Raw genomic sequence first — 20,431 nt, 5'->3', positions numbered from 1 at the left:
CTAAACGCATAGCCTAGGGTCCACCGCCCTTTCTTACCATCATCCCCCTGGACGGGTTATAACCCAATATCGCCGCGCTCATGAATACCAAAAACGATGCGACGGTAAATATCAACGCTTCTTGATTGAATTGCTCGTATAGCGCGAAACGAATCAACTCGACGGCTTGCGAAAACGGGTTGTATTGCGCCAACAGGTACAAGATTTCGCTGGACTCCTTGATCTTCCATAAGGGATACAATGCCGTGGACATGAAGAATAGCGGGAAGATCACGAAATTCATCACGCCGGCGAAGTTTTCCAGTTGCCGTATCAGCGACGACAACAGCAAACCCAAGGCTCCGAGCATCATACCCACCAGCACCAAAGCCGGCATGATCCAAAGATATCCGTATGGCGGTGCCTGAATATCGTACAACCAGGCTATCCCCAAAAACGCGTACGACTGCAACACGCCGACGGCGGTACCGGCAATCAACTTGCTGCACAACAAAAACCAGCGTGGAAGCGGACAAACCATCAACATGCGCATGCTGCCCATTTCCCGGTCATAGACCATGGACAGCGAACTTTGCATGCCGTTGAACAGCTGTATCATCCCAATAAGGCCGGGCGTGATGTAGACCTCGTAAAGTATATAGGTTTCATACGGTGGGCTAATCGCAATACCCAAGGCGGCGCGGAAGCCGGCAGCAAACACGAACAGCCAGACCAAAGGCCGCACCAAAGCGGATATAAAACGTTCGCGCTGATGCAAAAAACGCAACAATTCGCGGCCGACGATACCCATCATCGCCCGCCAATAATGTAACAATCTCATGGATTTGAACCTTTTTGCCCTTGAGGGTCTTGGGTGAGTTTATTGAACACTTCGGCGGCGTCCTTGGCATTGTTGCTTTGTAGAACATCCTCCAGCTTGCCGTTGGCCTTGATTTGACCTTTGTGCAGGACCACCAGACTGTCGTCGGCGGCAACTTCGTCGATCAGATGCGTGGCCCACAATACCGCCAAACGCTGTTCCTTGACCAAGGCATGCACATGCGTGACGATGGCCTGACGGCTGGGCATATCCAAACCGACGGTGGGCTCGTCCAGCAACAACAGGCTGGGCTTGTGCAACAGGGCGCGAGCGATTTCGACCCGGCGTCTATGTCCGCCATTCAGTTGGCGGACTTTTTCGCCGCGGCGCTCATACATATTCAAGCGCTCCAATTCTTCTTGTATGCGTTGATTGGCAATTTTCCTGCCTATGCCGTGCAGAGCGGCGTGGTAGCGCAGATTCTGCGCGACCGACAAATCCAAATCCAGCGTCGGCTGCTGAAACACCACACCCAGCTTGGCCAAGGCTTTCCGGCTTTGTTTCTTGACATCGAAACCGCACAAAGCGATGCGCCCCTGCCTGCTGTCGTACAAACGCGTGATCAACGAAAATAGCGTACTCTTTCCGGCACCGTTCGGCCCCAGCAAAATCATGCATTCGCCGGGCTCCACGGTGAAGCTGACATTATCCAGCGCTTTTTTACGGCCGTAGGCAAAACTCAAATCCTTAATGTCGAGAGCGTGCTCCATCATGGTTTAACCGCTACTCCCCAAGGATAACGCCCGACCGCGATCGACTTGGTCACTTTCTGCTCGTCCAAATCGATGATCGAAACATCGTTGCTGATGCCGTTGGTCGTGTACAAACGCTTTTGATCCGGCGAGAAAGCCAGGTTCCATACCCGTTGGCCGACCAATAAATATTTTTCGACCTCATAGTTTTGGGCATTGATCACCGCTACCCGATTGGCCGGCCCCATCGCCACATAGGCATAGCGTCTATCTTTATCGATGACGACGCCGACCGGTTGAATCATTTCCTCGTTCAGGCCCTGAACCTGCAATTTGATGGTCTGTACTATCTCCTGGCTGGCCGTATCCAGTACGACGACCGTACCGGCCATTTCCGAAGTCGCCCAAAGTTGCCGGCTGTCGGCAGTAAAGCCGGCGGCTCGCGGCCGCGGGTCCACCAAGGTATTTTTAACGATCTTGCCGGTTTTGGTATCGATCCAATGCAGCATGTTGGTGGTTTCCGACGCGCTGACCGCCCACTTGTTGTCCGGGCTCACCGCGATACCTTCCGGTTCCACGCCCACCTTGACGGTATTTATGGCTTTCTTCGCCGCGATGTCGATCACGGTGACTTCATTATCGTCTTCGTTGGACACGTACATCAGCCTACCGTCCGGGCTGATCGCGAAAGTTTCGGGATCTTCGCCGGACGGCAGTCTCCCCACTTCCGACAAAGACGCGCTATCGATGATTTTTATGGTGTCATCGTCGCTAGTCGCGACGTAAAGCAGTTTGCCGTCCTGGCTGACGGCGATGCCGCGCGGCCGTTGGCCGACTGCTGCGGTTTTGACTAATTTGCCTTCGATCGGATCGACCACAGCGACCGCATTGTCTTTCTCTAAGGTGACGAATACGGTTTCGGCCCGAGCGAAGCCGGCGCAAACTATTGCAGCCGCCATCGCGCTAATTTTAAATATCTGCATGACTATTCCTTCATTTACATAGAGATTCGGGTTGATCGTAACCCAGGGTATCGAGTTCGGAGGTCGGATGTAAAAAACCTTCGATCGGCGCCACCGCCACCATGGAACGCGCCGCGGCTAACAATACCGGCTGACGCAATTGCCCGTTCCAACTGCGAAACGACAAAGGTTTGCCTTTATAGGCTTGTAAGGTGAACGCATCCGACAGCATGTATTCTTTGATGGCCTGCACCTGGTTGGATTTCGTTCGTACACTGGCTTCGCCTATGGCTCGCACGGCGAGATAAGCCGCATAGTCTTCCTCTTCCATCCAGCGGCCCGCCTGCTCTTTGAAGCGATTTTGCAATTGCACGGCACCCCATTGTTCGTGGGTGCGATGCCAAGCCGTCGCGATCAGGCCTTGGGTACCGATCACCGGGCGGGGCAGCCAAGTCCGATAAGCCAAATATTCCCCGAACAACCCTTGCTCGTCCGCCACGACTAACACATCGTAATCCTCGCCTTGCGTAAAAACCGGCACTTCCGATTGCGCGGTGCGTCTGGCGTCGTAGGTTTGGTCCCAAACCTTTTCCGCGACCAATTTCATATTGTAACGTTTGGCCGCACGTTTGATCGCCGCCGCGTAAAGCCTGTCCTCCGTAGCCGGACCTACCACCAAAAACCATTCACGCCAGCGCTTTTTCAGCATGTATTGCGCCAGCGCATCGGCTCGCATGGCACGGCTGGGCAACAGATGCAAGACTTGATGCCGGCATTGCCCGCCACGCAATGCGTCATCGCTGGTGGATGCATCAAATAATAATTTATTTTGCGCCGAGGTTAAGTCGGCCAACTGAGTGACTTGGTCCGCACGCACGTTCAGCACTACTAGCCCGATATCGTCTCCTAAATCATTAAACGCTTGGACCAGGTCGCCGTCGATCGGCACGACAATCTTTTTTAATTCGTACTGCTGACCGGTAAACCGGCCGGTCGTATTGTTGTCGCTTATAGCCAGTTCGGCACCAAGTTGGCCTTTGTTTTGGATGAGTTCGTCCAAATTGGATAAAGCCGCCGGTACCGCCCGTTCTTGGGATAAATAGGCAATTTTGACCAGCTGATTCCCGGCGGCACCGGCCTGTATCGTTAAACCGGCCAGGAGCGGCAGCAACAAGTATTGAATTTTTTTAATCATTTTTTTTGGACAAAATTCTTGAACTCGGTAATTTTAACGGATAAATCTTGTAACAGGGACCTCGAATAATAGGAATACCCGCTATTGAATTTTGAGGACTATCCGTTAATACTTAGCGCTCTATTAGATTCGGTTCAATCCAGATGACTGACGAAAATGACTCAACAGACGATCTTGACGAACTGGATCTCGATATAGATCTTGATAATCTGTTTCTGAACAAACGGATCTCGGTACGCTATCGCCGTAACGATATCAACGCGATGGTAAAAACGCGTCATTTCATATTTCCAAAGCTATTTCAGGTTAATCTTATCGATATCAGTAGTAAAGGCGCCGCGATACACAGCAGCAAGAAATTGAAAATAAAAAGCCGCGTCACGTTCTTGCTGGAGTTTAAAGACAACACACGCTTTTCCATTAATGCCACTGTGGTTCATACCCGCGTGGCCCCCCGTTATGGTTTAAGGTTCGACCAATATCAACACGAACTGGCCGAACACTTATTACAGACTCAAACCGACTTGGAGTTCGGCTGATTCATTAAGCACCTTTATGCCCGCACTTAGCCAAATCTATCTCTATCCGATCAAATCCGTGTCCGGAATTCAAGTTCAGCGTTGGCCGGTTAATAAAAACGGCCTCGTGTATGACCGCAAATGGATGCTGATCGATAAGGAGCATCGATTTTTGAGCCAACGCCGCCTACCGAAAATGGCATTAATCAAAACCCGTATAGAGCAGGATCAATTGATTGTCGCCGCACCCGGCATGCCTGACTTGAATTTAGATATCAAACCCGTCGGCAATGCCGATATCGAAGTCGAAATCTGGCGCGATCACTGTTTAGCGAAAACGATTTCCGAACAGGCGGATATCTGGTTCAGCACGTTTTTACAAACCGAATGTAAGCTGGTTTTTCACCCGGACGAAACACAACGCCAAGTCGATCAACGTTACGCCAAACCGTCCGATCAAACGGCATTTTCGGACGGTTTCCCGTTTTTGATCGTTTCGCAAAGTTCTTTAGCCGCTCTCAATCAGGCCCTGCCCCATCCGGTCGGTATTGACCGTTTCCGTCCGAATCTCGTCGTCGATGACTGCGAAGCCTATGCGGAAGACAGTTGGCGGCGCATCCTGATAAAAAACATCGAATTCAGACTGCCTAAACCCTGCTCCCGTTGCGCGATCCCCGGTATTGACCCGGAAACTGCAATCAGCGCCAAAGAACCGCTTGCTACGTTAAACCGGCTGCGCAGATGGGAAAATCAAATCTATTTCGGCCAAAATGCGTTGCACGGCCATGGCGGTGAATTGGCAGTAGGCGATGCGGTGGAAATCTTGGAATTCGGCCCCAGGCAACCGCCCATTGCCTGAGTTCATCGTTCGATAGAACCGCAATACCCTTGATCCCTGATCCGGCTCCCCGATGAGCAAAGTCCATAGTGAGGCATTGAAACAACAGTAGCGACCTGACGGCAAGTTAATGCCATTATGTGATATTAAAACGAAAGTATTTCCTTTTAGTTGCAATGTGTTATAGTTCACAAAAAATCCATATCAAGCGGCAGCGGGGGATAAAATGTTGTTTTTACACAGTAAGTGGCGCAAATATTGTTCCGTTATATTCGTGTTATTCGGCATGCTCGCCCTATCAGGATGTGCTACTCCCGGTAAAATTGGCGAAATGTCGAAGTTTGATATCGCTCTGGCCTCTCCGGATGACATCGCCGAAGCACTAAAAAAAGACGGCCGAGTCGCGATCAGCGGCGGCATTCTTTTCGACACCGATAGTGCCGCGATCGCGCCGAATGCTTCGGGTCTGGTCGGACGCATCGCCGATATGATGAATCGAAATCCGGAGATTAAGGTTGCAGTGGTGGGGCACACCGATAGCACGGGCGATTACAAATACAATATCCAACTCTCCGAACGACGCGCTAAAGCGATGGTAAATGCGCTGACCCGGGAAGGCATATCGGCTAACCGGCTGGCTGCGGTAGGTGTCGGTCCCTTGATCCCCGCCGCGACAAACGACACCGCCGAAGGTCGAGCGCAAAATCGGCGTGTAGAGCTCGTTCTAATACACTAAACCTATATTGAAAAGTCCCGGGCACGGCGCGGGGCTTAAATTTTGAGCCGCCCGAATGGCTGCCTATCGGCATGAGCCCAGGGCGATCGACTTTTCCAAAGATTCAGTTACCCGCAACCCCCATCTTCGCGCTCCCGTGAAAACTTTCCGTATAAAAAAAGAAACTTCGTCCCCAAGAATGCGCTCCGGCGTAATTCGAATTCTTCAAGATTAATTCGCTGCTAGGAAACCATACAACCATCGCAAATCAACCCGCGCCATCCCGATGAGAAACACGTGTAAAAACGTCGTCCGTCCGACGACATTGTATCTGTTCGTCTTATTCGTGTTAATCGGATGTGTCTGGTTTCTGGCCGGTCTTCGCGTGGATTCGGATACGCAGTTTTACATTTCGGCTTTCTTATTTTTGTCACTGTTAAGCATCAGACGCTGCCAGGACCCTGGATTCTGGCGGGTTTTGTTTTTGGTATTGAGCGGTTTTATCGTGCTCCGTTACTTTTTATGGCGAACCGTTTATACGCTTAGTTATCAGGACTTCTTCAGCTTTCTGGGCAGTATGACTCTGTACGTGGCGGAACTCTACGGCGGCTTGATGTTTTTCCTGACCGCCTTCGTTAACGTTCGGCCTTTAAAGCGGGAATTTATTCCCTTGCCGAGCGACGTTACCCTTTGGCCCAGTGTCGATGTGCTTGTCCCCAGCTACAACGAGCCAGTCGACTTGGTTAAGATTACGTTGGCCGCCGCGACCAATATCGATTACCCGAAAACCAAACTCAAAATTTGTCTGCTCGACGACGGCGCCACCGAACAAAAGCTCAATTCTGCCGATGCGCTGATTCGCGACGCGGCGAAGCGACGCCAAACCGAGTTCAAGGCCGTTTGCGCGGAGCTGGGCGTACGTTATCTGAATCGCCCGGACAATGCGCATGCCAAGGCCGGCAATATCAATGCGGCCTTGCAACACGTACACAACCCGCTGATTTTAGTGTTGGACGCCGACCATGCACCCGCCACCGACATACTGCAAAAAACAGTGGGCGCTTTCATCAGCGACGAAAAGGTGTTTTTGGTGCAAACCCCGCATTTTTTCATCAACCCAGACCCCGTTGAAAAAAATCTGCAGCTGTTTCATCGCATTCCATCGGAAAATTTAATGTTTTACGGCGCGATTCAACTAGGGCTCGATTTCTGGCAATCTTCGTTTTTCTGCGGTTCCGCCGCGGTGTTGAGGCGGAAGGCTATCGACCAAACAGGCGGCTTTAGAGGCGACACCATTACCGAAGATTCCGAAACGGCACTCCTTTTACATAACAAGGGTTGGAAGTCGCACTATGTGATGCATCCTTTGATTTCCGGTTTACAACCGGAAACCTTCAGCAGTTTCATGATACAGCGGGTCCGCTGGGCTCAGGGAATGGTGCAAAATTTTATTTTTCATAATCCTTTGCTGCTGCCGAATTTAAAGATTTGGCAAAAAATCAGCTACTTGTCCAACATGCTGTTCTGGTTTTTTCCCTTTGCCCGTCTGGTTTTCTTGCTGTCGCCGGGACTCTATTTGTTCTTCGACTTGAAAATATATAACGCCAACACGCTGGAATTTTTCAGTTACACCGTGCCTTATCTGTTGGCCTTGATCCTGACCAACCATTATTTGTTCAGTAAGGTACGTTGGGTGTTTCTGTCTGAAATCTATGAAATATTGCAGTCTCTATTCTCGATCAGAGCGATATGGGCGGTATTGAAAAACCCCTCGCATCCTGAATTTTCAGTCACCCCGAAAATGGAACGGCTGGAGCGCGACTTCATTTCTCCGCTTGCCGCGCCTTTTTACTGGACGATGATGCTGACCCTGCTGCAGGTGGTGTTCGGGATCTGGCGTTTCGTCGAATTCCCCGAGCAGCAACCGCTGGTTTCCATCACCCTGTTCTGGGCATTGTTTAACTTGTTATTGCTGCTGTCGGTCCTGGGCGCGCTGTATGAACAAAGGCAGCGGCGATCGAATCCGAGATTTCCTGTTTCGATTCCCGCATATTTGCTCGTCACCGGCAGCGATGGCACGGATTCCAAAACGCCGGTCACGATCAGCGACTTATCGATCAGCGGAAGCAGACTGGTCGCCGATACCTTGCTGCCGACGATCGACGCCGATAAAGCATATTATTTGCTTACCACCGCCGATCAAGCCGCACGATATAAAATCAAAATAGCCAACCATTTTCAGACCGATCAGAGCCATATTTATGGCATCGAATTCGTCTACTCCGACATAGAGGAGTACCGTTCGCTAGTCAAGTTCATATACGGCGATAGCCAGCGCTGGCTCGAAATCCAAGCCGGGATCGGCAAGGATCCTGGACTACTTAAAACCATCAAATTCATGATCACTATCGGCCTGTCGCATGGTTTCAACCATATTCGATTCGCCTTTCAACCATCCAAACTCATTAACTGACCATGCACAATAGCGCCTTTGTTTTAGTCGTTTCTTTTGCTTTACTGCTCACGGTCGTGCTAACGGCGGCGGCCGAAACAACGACCCACTCCATCGATCAATACATGTCGAACGACGAAGCGATCATGTTGCGCCACGCCGACGGAGAATACAGCATCAGCATTCCCGTCTCGGATAGGGTAAAGCCGAATTCGGCGACGTTGAACTTGGCACTGAGCAATTCCAATGTGTTGAATGGTAAGCGCTCTCAACTCGCGATTTATGTTAACGATTACATCGTCGGCCAAATCCGCCTCGACCCGATCAACAACAACACCTTGGCCAAGATCCAAATCGATCCGGAATATTTGAAACGCGGTTATAACAAGATTTCTTTCAAAGCGGCCCAGCATTACACCGATTCGGAATGCGAAGATTGGAGCGCACCCGAATTGTGGACCCAAATCGATGCGGTAAAATCGACTTTCACATTAGATTTCGAACCCGCGGCAATCACCGAAAAGCTGTCTTCGATCGATGCGTTGATTAACGATAGGCTGGGTCGATATCCGCTGACTATCCTTCGCGGAGACGCACTCGTATCCGATCGCTACTTGTATTGGGGCGCCATCATCAGCCAAGCGGTAAAATTGCGTTTGAAATACGTGCCGCTGCAACTCGACGAAACGAGTGTAACCCCAAGCGGCGACAATGCCGAACACTTTGCGATACCCGAGTCGGCGTTAAAAAACGATGCCGTCCTCGTCGGCACCAAATCCCAAATCGCTGACCTAGTGCCTCTAATGGTCGCCGATGCCATCGAAGGCCCCTATCTCGGCATTTTCAGGCAAGATCACGACGAAACTCGTTTCATCTTGGTCGTGTCCGGCAATAACGAAGAACAAGTCAGCGTGGCGGCGCAAGCCTTGGCCTTATTGAACGCGCCTTTTCCCGATCGGCAGCAAACGGTATTGAATACACCCTCGATCCCCACCGACCCCACATTGCTGGCCCCACGCAGCATCGTCCCGGGACAAAGCTACCGTTTCGCGCAACTGGATTACCGCAACACCCTGGCAAAGTCTCGCGAGGCCGCGCTGGAACTGAATCTCCCCGCCAACTTTTACAGCACCGAAGACAGCATGGTGACGCTGAACCTTAATCTCGCCTATGGCGCGGCAATGCGCGGCGACTCGGTCATCAATATCGAGCTGAACGATACCTTCGTCCATGCGATAATTCTGAAGGAACCGGACGGCGCTCATTATCGGAATTACCGGATAGGCATACCCTTAAGAAGCTTTCGGGCCGGTTTGAATACGCTGACATTCAACGCTGAACTGACACCATTGGAATCTGGCGAGTGCACTTACATTCAGCGCAAGAACTTGGTCGCCACCCTATATGAGGATTCGACCATCAGCTTTCCGGACGCGGGGAGGGTCGCAGAGTTACCGGATCTCAAACTATTCACCAGTACCGGCTTTCCGTTGGCCCAAAACGCTTCGGCCAAAGGAACCGTATTCAAACTCCTCGACACTTCATCCGACAGCATAGCCGCCGCCTGGCAATTAATCGCTACGATCGCCGATCAGCAGCGCATTCCCTTGTTCGATATCAACATCACCCAAGGGGACGTTCCCGCCACCGATAATCTGGCTATAATCGGCAAAACCGGCGGCGCCGAGCGAATGCGGGAAATCCTCGACTACGCCCCGGTTAAGTTGGGCAAGATCAACCAATTTCCTTATGCGTTCAAACAGCGCCAAAGCGTCTCGGAACCCGCTGTTTGGCAAAGGCTGAGGGATGCGATATTCGACAATCCATCGACAACGCGGACCGTCGAGATCGACGAAGCCGATATCGCGCTAGCCCAAACAGCCGGGATAGGCGACGAATTTTTGTTGATGTCCTATCCCAATCCGACCGGAAATGGCGTAGTGCTGGCTTTATTGAGCGACGATGCCAATCATTTGAGTCGCGGGGTCAGCCAGTTGACCTCGCCTTCGCTATGGAGCCAAGTGCAAGGCAACGTGTTTGTGTGGCAAGACCAGCAACGTTTTCACTGGCAACGGCACGGAGAAACCATTACTCTGGGCGAGGACAATTTACGACTGACCATGGTCATGCATTTTTCCAATCATCCGTGGCAATGGTTGATGATCGTGTTCCTTTTGTTAATTGTTACCGCTTGGGTCGTCCACAAGCTGCTCAACCAATACCAACGCAGCAAACATTAGCGTGTGCGCATGATGTCGATTCGGCAAATATTGATCTTTATCGGCTTTGTATTGATAGCGGCCGGCTGTGAACCGCACAACCGGATTGACCATCAAGACTGGCAAACATACAAAACCCGCTTCGTTGCGTCGGAAGGTCGGCTTATCGATACCGGCAACGGCGGCATCTCGCATTCGGAGGGCCAAGGCTACGGCATGTTGCTGGCGGTCGCGCACGACGACCGCGACACTTTCCAAAATATCTGGCAGTGGACCCGCGCGAATTTGCAGATTAGAAACGACAAACTGTTCATCTGGCGCAAACGCCCGAACGTGGCCTTGAAGGATGAAGATCCGAATGACGCCAGCGACGGCGATATGTTGATTGCCTGGGCATTGTTACAAGCGAGCCGGAAATGGCAACGTCCCGATTACCAAACCGAGGCATTAGCCATCCTGGCCGATATTAAAGCCAAGTTGATAGTGCCTTGGCACGGCTTGGTCGTCATATTGCCAGGGGAACAAGGCTTTGCCAAACCGGATGCGACCATTATCAATTTGTCCTATTGGATATATCCGGCCTTGCAGGCTTTCGATACCGCCGACCCCGACCCTATCTGGCGGGAACTGACGAACAGCGGCATGACTTTACTGCAGAAAGCCCGGTTCGGCCGCTGGCAATTGCCGCCGGATTGGCTACGGCTCTCGGAGCGCGACGATATGGAACCCGCCAAAGACCAGCGCTTCGGCTACGACGCCGTTAGAATCCCGTTATATTTGATGTTGGCGCACGCGGAACCACAAACCCTATCGACATTCGCCGATTATTGGGGCTTTTATCAAGCTTATACGCCGGCATGGATCGGCCTAAACGAAAACTGCTTGGACAGCTACGGCGCCAGCCCGGGCATGGTCGCGATCAAGCACCTGGCGCTGTCGCGCGCCGGACGCGAGCAAGCGATCGCGCCGCCTGCCCTAAGCGACGATCAGGACTATTACTCGTCCACTTTGCTATTGCTTAGCCGGCTAGCCGCTCGGGCCGACTAACGCCGCCGATGAACAAGTTGCGTTTTTTTGCCTATCTGACTCTCGCGTTTCCGGCGCTCTGCCGCGGCGAAGTGACCGAGATCGTACAAACGCCGAACGGACATGCAGCGCCGCCGGATATTCAAAGCCAAACAACCGACGGCCCGGACGAACGCATACTCTGGTCCCTACTACACGCCGGAAAAATCGATGCGCTCAGACAGCAAATTGGCAATCTGAAGGCGCGCTTTCCCGCCTGGCAAGTTCCGCAGGATTTACAAAACGCCTTAAGCCTATCGGACAAGAAAACCCAGGCGAGCAAGCAAAGCGCGCGCGCGTACCGAACGGCAAAAACCGGTTGCGCCCGCATAGACCGGCAGTGGCAAAACGCCGAAGTTCAATTAGCGCGAGGCCACATTCAAGCCGCGGTCAATCGTTACGCCGATATCATCGGGCAATGCAAAAACCCCAAACTGATAAGAACCACGCTGGAAAAAGCCGCCAAACTACCCGATCGTACCGCTTACTTCCATCTGACCGCATTGGCCTCCGGCAGACTAGCGGAAGTCGAATTACAAGGCTTGAACTATCAGTGGTTGAAAAACGCATTTCTAAACCGGACGGACAAGAATCTCCCGGAGCCGGAATTGCTGACGGCAGTCGAACAATATAAGGACGCGGATATAGCCGTCGTAATCGCCTGGCGTTTTTTCGACCGCCAGGCATACCGCCAAGCCTACGCCGGGTTCGACAAGGCCGGACAATGGCGGGCAGACCATTCCGATGCCAGACTCGGCAAAATGCTCAGCCTGGAAAAGCTGGGCAAAGTCGATGCCGCGCTGGCCTTGTATCCAAGCGGTTCGGCCGACGCCGGGCTGAATCAGATGGCCGGCCGCCTCTATAAACTCAAGGCCTGGCAATATCTGAACGCTTCGAACCTGCCTCGGGCCGAACAAAGCTTGACTGAAGCGCGCGCAGTCTTAGGCCCTTCCGATCCCGAAATCCTGGAAATCGAAGCCTGGATTGCCGACCGCGCCGGTGATTACGCCAAAGCCGCCGTCTTGTTCGATACTCTATATCGACAATCGCCCGGTAACGAGTTCGCGCGCGCCTATGTTCGCAATCAAGAGCATATCAATCGTGACGCTTTGGAATATCAGGCCGAACGAGCCGGCGGCCCCTTATTGGACGCATATCGGCAAATGGAAGGCCGTGATCTGTATCAGCGCAAGCAGTTTTTGGCCGGATATGCGCTGACGCCGGCACAATTTCCGAACCTGGTCAATATCGACGCGCCCTCAGCCGATTTAGGGGTCTACGCCCGCCATAAGTCCGGCGAACCGGGCCTAGGCCGGCTCGACATATTGAAAATGCCGACCAGCGGCGGCGAATTGACCGTTAACGGCGTGCACCATTTTCGCTTGAGCGTAAGCCGGGTCGAGCTAAATTCCGGCAGTCACGATGCCTGTTCCAAACCGGTCGGCGCGCTGTTTCCTTTGCCAAATCAAAATGCTATCGCTACATGCGATCGGCTTTTTGAGAATACGTTCACACTGACCGACAGCTTGAACGGCGGATTGGAAACCGATTTTTTATATCGCATGGACGGCTGGTTCAGCCCTTACGTCAGGCTGGGGCATACCCCGACCGGCGGAGTCATCGATCCGGCGATAACATTCGACGTCGGTTTCGTCCAGCAAACGGAATCCGGCCATTGGTCTCTGAACGTTTATTCCGAACCGGTCCGGCAATCGATGCTGTCCTATACCGGCATTCGCGATCCGTATCTATATCCGGTGCGGGACCTTATTGGCCCGACGCTGGACGCATTGGGCTTCGGCGACGTCCTGAACAGCCTGGAATGGGGGCGAGTATTGCGCTCAGGGATCAGGGCGTCCGGTTATCATCGTTTCAACCGGTGGTGGGGGTTTTTCGGTTCCGCCGAGGTCGCCATGCTGAACGGAAAAAACGTCGCCGACAACACCGCTTTCGCCGTTTCCGTCAATCCCGGCTTCAATATTCCGATCAAGGGTTTCGACTATTTTAGCGTCGGGCCGGCAATCGCCTATCAGCATTTCGAAAAAAACCTCAGCCATTTCACCTTGGGCCAAGGCGGTTATTTCAGCCCGGAGCATTACATAAACGCCGGTCCCAGCCTCGAATTTCTTACCGACGAAGGCAGGGCGGCCGTATTAAAAGGACATGTCAGCGCGGGCGTACAGCTGACGAAACAATCCGACTCGCCTTGGTTTCCGTTGCTCAATCCGGGCCTTGGAAGCTATCAGGACGACAAAGGCCTTCAAATCACCAATGCGCTGGATATCGAATTGAAAGGCGTCTGGCTGATGGCGCCTCACTTTCAACTGGGCGCGGGTGCCGCAGTGCGGCATACCGCCAATTACCAAGACTATACCGGCGGTCTGTTCCTGCGCGTGTTTTTCCAAGGCCGCAAAGCATCCTTCAGCAGCGATATTCCCAATGCGATGTTCAACGACATACAGTTCTACTGAATACCGATTCAATCGCTTAGGATATCGTCCAAAATAACTTCCCGATATGACAATAGTCACTGGGAACGTGCCGAGTGAGAATGCCGGCAGCAAGGACGCTGCCGTCAAGCCTCCATGGAAGGGTTCACGGCGTTCCTCATTCGGTATGCCCCAGGGTTCGCACCGACAAAACGGGAAGTTGTTTTTGGCCAAATCCTTACAACGAACGAATACCCTGCCCCTGCCGCATTCCGAATTAAGCCCGGGTTAAGCGAGCCGGGCTAAAAATTCACGGTACACTGAAAAGAAACTTTTTTAATATTTACTGTTAGCACAAGGGCTGTTAGATGAATCAAAAATTATTAGCAATCGGTATCGGCTTTATGATGATCGGGGGCTGCACAACCAACCCTTACACCGGCGAAACCAGCGTGAGCAACATGGGCAAAGGCGCCGGAATTGGCGCAGCCGTAGGCGCCGGCGCCGGCACTTTATTCGGCGGCAATGACTGGAAAAACGCCGGATTGGGCGCTTTAGCCGGTGCGGCCGTCGGTGCGGGCATCGGTTACTACATGGACAAGCAAGAACAAGAAATGCAGCAATCCTTGCAAGGTACCGGTATCCAAGTGCAACGCACGGCCGAAAACACCTTGACGCTCAACATGCCGAGCACGAGCAATGTCACTTTCGCCTTTGCTCGATCCGACTTGAGTTACGAAGCGCAAAATGCCCTCAATTCGATCGCGCAAGTACTCAACAATTATCCGGACTCGACCATCATGGTCACCGGCCACACGGACGATGTGGGTTCCGATGCCGACAATCAACGTTTATCGGAAGCTCGCGCCACTAGCGTTGCCGATTACTTAAGCCGGCGCGGCGTTAATCCCATGCGGATATCCAGGCAAGGCATGGGAGAAAGCCAACCAAAGGTTCCGAATACTAGCGATGCCAACCGCGCGATCAACCGCCGTGTCGAAATTGCGATCATCGCAAACCGGAATGCCGGCGCCAACCAGGCACCGCAGGGCGGATATCAGCAACCGCAGGGACAGCAACAGTATCCACAGCAGCAACAATACCCGCAACAACAGTATCCACAACAGCAGCAGTACCCGCAACAGCAATACCCACAGCAGTATCCGCAACAGCAGCAGTACCCACAGCAACAGCAGCCTTATCAACAGCCGAGCTACCCGCAGCAAACTTATCCATACTATCGTTGATAGGGCTTGAGGTCCGGCCGGCCGGGAAGGCGGACAACCGCCTTCCTATTTTTGCCATCGCAATGTCAAATTCGGCGCAATATACAAAAACCGCTAGCTTCTTAAATCGGCGCCGCGGTCGAAACTGATTTTGCCATCGTTACCGACGCTACTTGGTGAATCTACCGGCATTTCCTACCCGCTTACTCACCCTATACAAACTCCAGCCCAAGACCAGTACCATCAGTGAAATGACAAACACTAGGAACGCATTGCTGTTCAATAGCTTAATCATATCGAAGGTATCTTTGATTTCCGCATTCGCCTTTTCGGAACCCAAACCGGCGTTTGTAGCTTGATAACCCCTACGCAGTAACTCGTGAATCGGCGCCGTGTCGTACTGCGGCAATTCCGCTTTTTCGGCGCCGTAAAGCAAGCGGTAGGTTTGACGCGGTTCCGCCAAAAAAAGCAGTTGATAACCCGGCCCCAGCCCCGCCACGCCGTCTATTTTGAGCGGCGGGTTGTCATTGTCTTGTATCGCAACCCGATACTGCTGGCGGCGCTGCTCCGGAAAATAAAGCTGGGTTTGTTCACGCTTGATATCCCTGAAATTCAGGGCCTCTATGTTTCCCTCGGCTATGGTCGACATTTGAGTTTCCAAGCCTTGCTGCGCCGGGATTTGCACAAGGGCATGCCGGTTGAAATTGGGCGTTGCGACTTTCAGCTCGAACCCCTTCAACGGTAAAAGCCGCGCGTCGATATCGATCAAACTAAGTTTCTGCCGATCATCGCGGCTGACTTTGAAATCCGCCAACGGATAATCAAACCGTTGTTCGTTTTCCGCTACGGTTTCCGTTTCTTCGTGCCAAAGTTCGATGCGCTCGATATGCAGCGGCCGGTTATGCAGGTCCAGTTTCTCTTCGCGCTGCATTTCCTGCCGGCCATCCAGGGAGCGCGTCAACTCGACTAAGGCGGATTGTTGCGTGTCGATAGCCTTGGCGACGCTGATTTTGAAATATTTATAATTGTTCCCCGGGAGTTCGATGTCGCGATTTCCGACAGTCATAAAGCGCGAATAATCGTAGATCATGGCCTTATCGACTAGCGGCTGCCAATTTCGCCCGTCCTCGGAGCCAAAGACTTGCAACTCATACTCAAAATCGCGCAGCGGCGTTATTACCGTCATGCCGTCGACATTGGCGACTTCATCCGGCTCGAGTTCCAATGTTACGACGATGCCGTCTTCGCCCTGCTTTTCCAGCCAGGGCTTTGAGCTACGGACCGGCAAGCGCTTGGTTACGGTTTTAGTCCCGGCGATTTTTTGCAGCCAATACGGAATCTCGGTATTCGTTTCATCAATCAAGCGTACATCGCGAAAATCCTCAGCCGTGGCGGCGTAAACCGCCGAATCCAGCGGTACGGCCATCAGTGCCGATTGCGCCTGAGTTTGAAACTCGATTTCCCGGCTAAAACGAAAAGCCGCCGGCTCCTCGGCCTGAACCTCGCTGAATAATAAAATTCCGAAGCCGATTACTTTGCCTATCATGCGAACTCCTGGTCGGGATTATCGTGATTAAGCTATGTCGATACCGCATAGATTAAGTCTTAAAGTTTGCCACAAATGGAACGAATTCGAGTCAGTTCGAAAACCCTATCGGATCCACGGTGAAGCGGCCTCCGCAATTGGATTTATACTGCCCTTCGGCTTGCCGCATCAAGTCGCCCAACGGAGCATTCGGGTTGATCGATTGCGGCAAGCTGATGTACACATCGACCAAATTACCGCCTTGACAGATCAGCTCAATACTGTTGTGCGCATCGGCGCCGTGCACGCAATCGAACTTGCTGATGAAATCGGACTCGTTAACCGTATTGCCGACATTGCGCGAGATAAAATAGGCGATGCCCGATTCGTTGAACTGCCTGACCAATTCAACAGCGGTATCGTAATACTCATCGAGGGACCAGTTGGTTTGACAGGTGCCGTGTTTGTACCATTCGTGCCGCTGCAAGCAAGAACCGGCCGAAACGCTAGGCATCACCTGCGCCAAGCCGGTTTTGGTTTCGCTCGACAACGATAGTTCGGGATAATCGCAAAAATCGTTGCGCTTGCCCTTGACCTCCCCGCAGAAACCGTAGCCGATTCCGCACGCCGCTTTGTTGGGCCATAATCCGTGTAGGGTAAAATTCCGTGCCTGATAAGACTTCCCGTCGTCTATCTTGCATTCGGGCTTGTTGCGATGGGTTTCGCAAAATGCCGGTTGCCAGCTAAGCGCCAGTACGTAACTGTCCTGCTGGCCGGCCGTACTGCAGCTGCCGCCGGTGTTTCCGCCGTTTGTGGGACCGCTTCCGGCATCGCCACCGATATGGACATCGACGACGCCGCAAGACTTGGCTACCCAACGCTCGGCGGGCTGGGCTTGGTCGATACGCACCCGATACCAATCAGGGTTATCGGCCTTGTTGGCTTCGAAAATGGAATAGCTGCGATCGACGACCAGCCTGGCACCGTCCGGGTTGGTGCGCTTGTTCTTGGAAACGTAGGCCTCGCAAGGCTGGCTGGCGACGATGGTGCCGGTAGCCGGCGCCGCGTCGCATATCGCAGCCGCGGCCATCAGGACGATGGAGAAGAAAAGCTGACAATGGACTTTATGCTGCATGACAATCACCCTTTCATTAAGAATACAAGACTTAAGTACGACGCGATTAGCCGTGGCTCTCGCGTTCGTCACGGACGAAGCTTTGCTGATAGCGCATGTAGAAAAACGCGCCACCCAATATCAATATACCCAGCACCAAGAACGCCAGGATACGGTAAATCTGCTCCAAACGGGCCAAATCGATAAAAAACACTTTCCACGCCACCACGGCAAACAGACTCAAACCGGCTAGACGTAACACACGCATGCTTCGTTTGATACCTTGAAAAATCAACGTCAATGCAAAAACCGACCACAATATCGAAACGCCGCCGGCGCGTAAGCCCGGTACATACTGATACAACAAAGAGTTGATTTCCAAACTTAGGAAGGCAAACAATAAAATCAACGCCGTTCCGCCTAAACACCGGCGCATCGAAGCGCCCACCCGTGTTAAACGTTGATGGGCAAATACAAAAAAGCAAATGACGGCCGCAAAATCCAACAGACGCATCAGAGCCAACTCAATCGTATAAGCCCCGCCGTATCGTAAAGTCGGCAAACTATCGCCATAAGCAATCTTTTGCAGACTTAAATCCCAGGCCGGCAAATCGAACAACAATAATTTAAACACCATCCCAGCCGCAAAAAGCCACATGACTTCGAGCACCCAGGCGGCGGACGTCGCCATATAACGCAATAACAGCAGAGTACACATGACCAACCAAACCAGCGTCAGCATAGGCATTTGCAGCGGCGGGTATAAAAAGCCGAAACTGCGGTACAGCTCCAATTGCAGCACGACGAACAACAGAGCGGCGGTAATCACCATAACGGCTTGCAGCAAGGCATCGTCTTTTACCCACAACGGCACATCGTTGCCCGGCTCGCAAGCCAACCGCGCGGCGGGCGCGGGCTTCTCGACCAAGGAATAAGCCAAGGCCAGCGACGCAATCGGGATGCCGAAGCTGACCACACGTTCCATCAAGCCGATTAAAAAGCCGATAACGTTCTCCGTGCCGGCTGATCCGGAACCGTATTGATCGGGTAAATCGATGAAACAAAATCTGGCAAGTACAATCAGGTACAGCAGATAAGCCGTTTGCCGTAAAAACGCGCTGCGCAGCTTAACCCCCATCCACAACATCGCCAACGCTTGCAAGGACCAGCTGACGGTGATCCAACGATTCGACAACAGCAGCGGCAGCGTCATCGTGACGAAAAAGGCCGCCAGTGCGATAAAGCTCAGCATGAGTTCCCTATCGTCCACACGCTTGGCCAAGCAATAATAAACATGGGCGATATAAAACGCCGCCAAGCCCAAGGTTACGGCCGCCACCCAGATTGTGCCGTATTCCGGGACGATCAAATGCCGGGCGGTCACGAAGAAAATCGCGGCGTTTATCATCAAGGCCAGCAAATCCAATAGCGTCGATTTGACGCGGCGAACCAAGCAAAACAAAAACACCATGGTCGAATACAGCACGAAAAAAGCGACCAGAAACGGCATCACCTCCCAAAAATGGCGAGGTTCGTACTTATCCAACGCGGCGAAAAACAGAGCGTAATTGAAGAAAAAACTCAAGAAATTCAACAAATGCCATTGCTTATAGGCATTGATCGCCAGTATGCCCATGCCCAGCAACAACATATACGAATACAAGCCGAAGTAATTGACTTGGCCGGTCGACAGCAGAATCGGCGTGCAATAGCCGCCGATAATCGCGAACAAGGCGACCAGCACTGAATCGAGTTTTACCGACAAAGTCGCCGCACTCGCGGTCACCAATATCATCAGTGAGAAAGCCGGGTACGTCGCCAGCAAATGGTAAAAGCTGAACGCGGCGAACACACTGAAATACAGCACGCTGATGCCGCCGCCCAACAGGCCTTGGCTGAATAAATGATAGCGGCCATGCACCAAGCGTACGCCGCCTACGATCATGCCTACCCCGGCCAGCACCGTCAGCGCCACTCGCGCCTTTTCTCCTATCAAGCCGTTATCGATGGAGTATTTCAGAAAAAATCCGATACCGGTCACCAAAATCAGCACGCCGATTCTGAGCAGCCAATTGCTGGCCACCGCATATTCCACCGACATGCCTTCCGGCCTGCGTCCCTCGCCGACCACGATCCAATTCCATATCTCCTTTAGGATTTGTTTGGCCGCCACTTCAAAACGGCTCGGTTCCGTGCGCGCCGATTCGGCGAGAGCCCAAGCGTCGGCGACATCCGTTTCGGCTACGCTCTGCTCGGCTTCAACGCCAGGATGCCGAACGGCTGGTTTCGCCGTGAACTCTGTCCGCGCCGTATCCGCCGGTTCGCTTTCTTGCCTTCGGACCGGGGCCATGGTTTCTTGCAGATTCGATTGAGATTGGGACTGTACCGATGCGTCCGGCGCCACAGCCGGCGCAGCACCTAACGTTCGGCCAAACTCGCGTAGCCATTCCCGTTGCTCTATCAAAGTCTGTTCGACCTTACTGATCGCTTGAGCCATCTCGTCGCTTTGCCGCTTTTGCCGGCGCAGTATCACGGCCAATAAAATGATCACGGCAAGCGGAACCGCAACCAAAATGAATACGGCAAACCCAATAAAATTGTCCAAGGCATTGCTCCCGGTCC

Annotated in this window: 15 protein-coding genes; 8 read left to right on the top strand and 7 right to left on the bottom strand. The window is 52.7% G+C overall.

Annotation, left to right across the window (positions count from 1 at the left end; genetic code table 11):
• Window positions 1-13 precede the first annotated feature (13 nt).
• Genes ACW73I_RS13150 through ACW73I_RS13135 form a run of 4 tightly spaced genes read right to left on the bottom strand, consistent with a single transcriptional unit; the run spans window position 14 to window position 3,708 of the window.
• A complete protein-coding gene (locus ACW73I_RS13150) occupies window positions 14-820 on the bottom strand; it encodes an ABC transporter permease (RefSeq protein ID WP_458029842.1) in 807 nt (268 codons plus the stop codon).
• Window positions 817-1,572 (bottom strand): ABC transporter ATP-binding protein, encoded by a 756-nt coding sequence (locus ACW73I_RS13145; RefSeq protein ID WP_458029841.1) that lies wholly within the window; start codon window positions 1,570-1,572, stop codon window positions 817-819. The genes ACW73I_RS13150 and ACW73I_RS13145 overlap by 4 nt, the downstream gene beginning before the upstream one ends.
• Window positions 1,569-2,534 carry a PQQ-dependent catabolism-associated beta-propeller protein gene (locus tag ACW73I_RS13140; protein WP_458029840.1) on the bottom strand — a complete coding sequence of 322 codons (966 nt, stop codon included), beginning with the start codon at window positions 2,532-2,534 and terminating at the stop codon, window positions 1,569-1,571. Before ACW73I_RS13140 ends, ACW73I_RS13145 begins: the two co-directional genes overlap by 4 nt.
• 10 nt (window positions 2,535-2,544) lie before the next feature.
• On the bottom strand, window positions 2,545-3,708 hold the full coding sequence (locus tag ACW73I_RS13135; RefSeq protein ID WP_458029839.1) for an ABC transporter substrate-binding protein: 1,164 nt from the start codon (window positions 3,706-3,708) through the stop codon (window positions 2,545-2,547).
• Between the two features lie 143 nt (window positions 3,709-3,851).
• Here ACW73I_RS13135 and ACW73I_RS13130 point away from each other — a divergent pair, with 143 nt between their 5' ends.
• The 8 genes from ACW73I_RS13130 to ACW73I_RS13095 all read left to right on the top strand — a co-directional run bounded on the left by ACW73I_RS13130 (window position 3,852) and on the right by ACW73I_RS13095 (window position 15,191).
• Window positions 3,852-4,247 (top strand): PilZ domain-containing protein, encoded by a 396-nt coding sequence (locus ACW73I_RS13130; RefSeq protein WP_458029838.1) that lies wholly within the window; start codon window positions 3,852-3,854, stop codon window positions 4,245-4,247.
• A gap of 16 nt (window positions 4,248-4,263) precedes the next feature.
• Window positions 4,264-5,085, top strand: coding sequence for an MOSC domain-containing protein (locus tag ACW73I_RS13125; RefSeq protein WP_458029837.1), 822 nt, complete (start codon window positions 4,264-4,266; stop codon window positions 5,083-5,085).
• A gap of 310 nt (window positions 5,086-5,395) precedes the next feature.
• The gene (locus ACW73I_RS13120) at window positions 5,396-5,800 is read left to right on the top strand and encodes an OmpA family protein (protein WP_458029836.1); all 405 of its coding nucleotides are present in this window, start codon (window positions 5,396-5,398) and stop codon (window positions 5,798-5,800) included.
• 265 nt (window positions 5,801-6,065) lie between these two features.
• Window positions 6,066-8,252: a UDP-forming cellulose synthase catalytic subunit gene (gene bcsA, locus ACW73I_RS13115; RefSeq protein WP_458029835.1), complete on the top strand. Its 2,187-nt coding sequence runs from the start codon at window positions 6,066-6,068 to the stop codon at window positions 8,250-8,252.
• Window positions 8,253-8,254: 2 nt separating this feature from the next.
• A complete protein-coding gene (locus tag ACW73I_RS13110) occupies window positions 8,255-10,471 on the top strand; it encodes a cellulose biosynthesis cyclic di-GMP-binding regulatory protein BcsB (protein WP_458029834.1) in 2,217 nt (738 codons plus the stop codon).
• 9 nt (window positions 10,472-10,480) lie between these two features.
• Window positions 10,481-11,497: a glycosyl hydrolase family 8 gene (locus ACW73I_RS13105; RefSeq protein ID WP_458029833.1), complete on the top strand. Its 1,017-nt coding sequence runs from the start codon at window positions 10,481-10,483 to the stop codon at window positions 11,495-11,497.
• Between the two features lie 8 nt (window positions 11,498-11,505).
• Window positions 11,506-13,986, top strand: a complete 2,481-nt coding sequence (locus ACW73I_RS13100) for a cellulose synthase subunit BcsC-related outer membrane protein (protein ID WP_458029832.1) — start codon at window positions 11,506-11,508, stop codon at window positions 13,984-13,986.
• Between the two features lie 326 nt (window positions 13,987-14,312).
• Window positions 14,313-15,191, top strand: coding sequence for an OmpA family protein (locus tag ACW73I_RS13095; protein ID WP_458029831.1), 879 nt, complete (start codon window positions 14,313-14,315; stop codon window positions 15,189-15,191).
• A 148-nt stretch (window positions 15,192-15,339) separates the two neighbouring features.
• Here ACW73I_RS13095 and ACW73I_RS13090 read toward each other — a convergent pair whose 3' ends face one another.
• The 3 genes from ACW73I_RS13090 to ACW73I_RS13080 form a co-directional block, all read right to left on the bottom strand.
• Window positions 15,340-16,716 (bottom strand): hypothetical protein, encoded by a 1,377-nt coding sequence (locus ACW73I_RS13090; RefSeq protein WP_458029830.1) that lies wholly within the window; start codon window positions 16,714-16,716, stop codon window positions 15,340-15,342.
• 91 nt (window positions 16,717-16,807) lie between these two features.
• Complete coding sequence (locus ACW73I_RS13085) at window positions 16,808-17,830, bottom strand: ribonuclease T2 family protein (protein ID WP_458029829.1); 1,023 nt, start codon at window positions 17,828-17,830, stop codon at window positions 16,808-16,810.
• 46 nt (window positions 17,831-17,876) lie between these two features.
• The gene (locus tag ACW73I_RS13080) at window positions 17,877-20,414 is read right to left on the bottom strand and encodes a DUF2339 domain-containing protein (RefSeq protein ID WP_458029828.1); all 2,538 of its coding nucleotides are present in this window, start codon (window positions 20,412-20,414) and stop codon (window positions 17,877-17,879) included.
• Window positions 20,415-20,431: the final 17 nt, after the last annotated feature.

Source organism: Methylomonas sp. MgM2 (assembly GCF_054172045.1).
This window is presented reverse-complemented; position numbering and strand designations above follow the sequence as displayed.

What these genes read in the sequence shown, in the direction of transcription:
- ACW73I_RS13150 (WP_458029842.1), bottom strand. Translation starts at nt 820, where the DNA reads ATGAGATTGTTACATTATTGGCGGGCGATGATGGGTATCGTCGGCCGC.
- ACW73I_RS13145 (WP_458029841.1), bottom strand. Translation starts at nt 1,572, where the DNA reads ATGATGGAGCACGCTCTCGACATTAAGGATTTGAGTTTTGCCTACGGC.
- ACW73I_RS13140 (WP_458029840.1), bottom strand. Translation starts at nt 2,534, where the DNA reads ATGCAGATATTTAAAATTAGCGCGATGGCGGCTGCAATAGTTTGCGCC.
- ACW73I_RS13135 (WP_458029839.1), bottom strand. Translation starts at nt 3,708, where the DNA reads ATGATTAAAAAAATTCAATACTTGTTGCTGCCGCTCCTGGCCGGTTTA.
- ACW73I_RS13130 (WP_458029838.1), top strand. Translation starts at nt 3,852, where the DNA reads ATGACTGACGAAAATGACTCAACAGACGATCTTGACGAACTGGATCTC.
- ACW73I_RS13125 (WP_458029837.1), top strand. Translation starts at nt 4,264, where the DNA reads ATGCCCGCACTTAGCCAAATCTATCTCTATCCGATCAAATCCGTGTCC.
- ACW73I_RS13120 (WP_458029836.1), top strand. Translation starts at nt 5,396, where the DNA reads ATGTCGAAGTTTGATATCGCTCTGGCCTCTCCGGATGACATCGCCGAA.
- bcsA (WP_458029835.1), top strand. Translation starts at nt 6,066, where the DNA reads ATGAGAAACACGTGTAAAAACGTCGTCCGTCCGACGACATTGTATCTG.
- ACW73I_RS13110 (WP_458029834.1), top strand. Translation starts at nt 8,255, where the DNA reads ATGCACAATAGCGCCTTTGTTTTAGTCGTTTCTTTTGCTTTACTGCTC.
- ACW73I_RS13105 (WP_458029833.1), top strand. Translation starts at nt 10,481, where the DNA reads ATGATGTCGATTCGGCAAATATTGATCTTTATCGGCTTTGTATTGATA.
- ACW73I_RS13100 (WP_458029832.1), top strand. Translation starts at nt 11,506, where the DNA reads ATGAACAAGTTGCGTTTTTTTGCCTATCTGACTCTCGCGTTTCCGGCG.
- ACW73I_RS13095 (WP_458029831.1), top strand. Translation starts at nt 14,313, where the DNA reads ATGAATCAAAAATTATTAGCAATCGGTATCGGCTTTATGATGATCGGG.
- ACW73I_RS13090 (WP_458029830.1), bottom strand. Translation starts at nt 16,716, where the DNA reads ATGATAGGCAAAGTAATCGGCTTCGGAATTTTATTATTCAGCGAGGTT.
- ACW73I_RS13085 (WP_458029829.1), bottom strand. Translation starts at nt 17,830, where the DNA reads ATGCAGCATAAAGTCCATTGTCAGCTTTTCTTCTCCATCGTCCTGATG.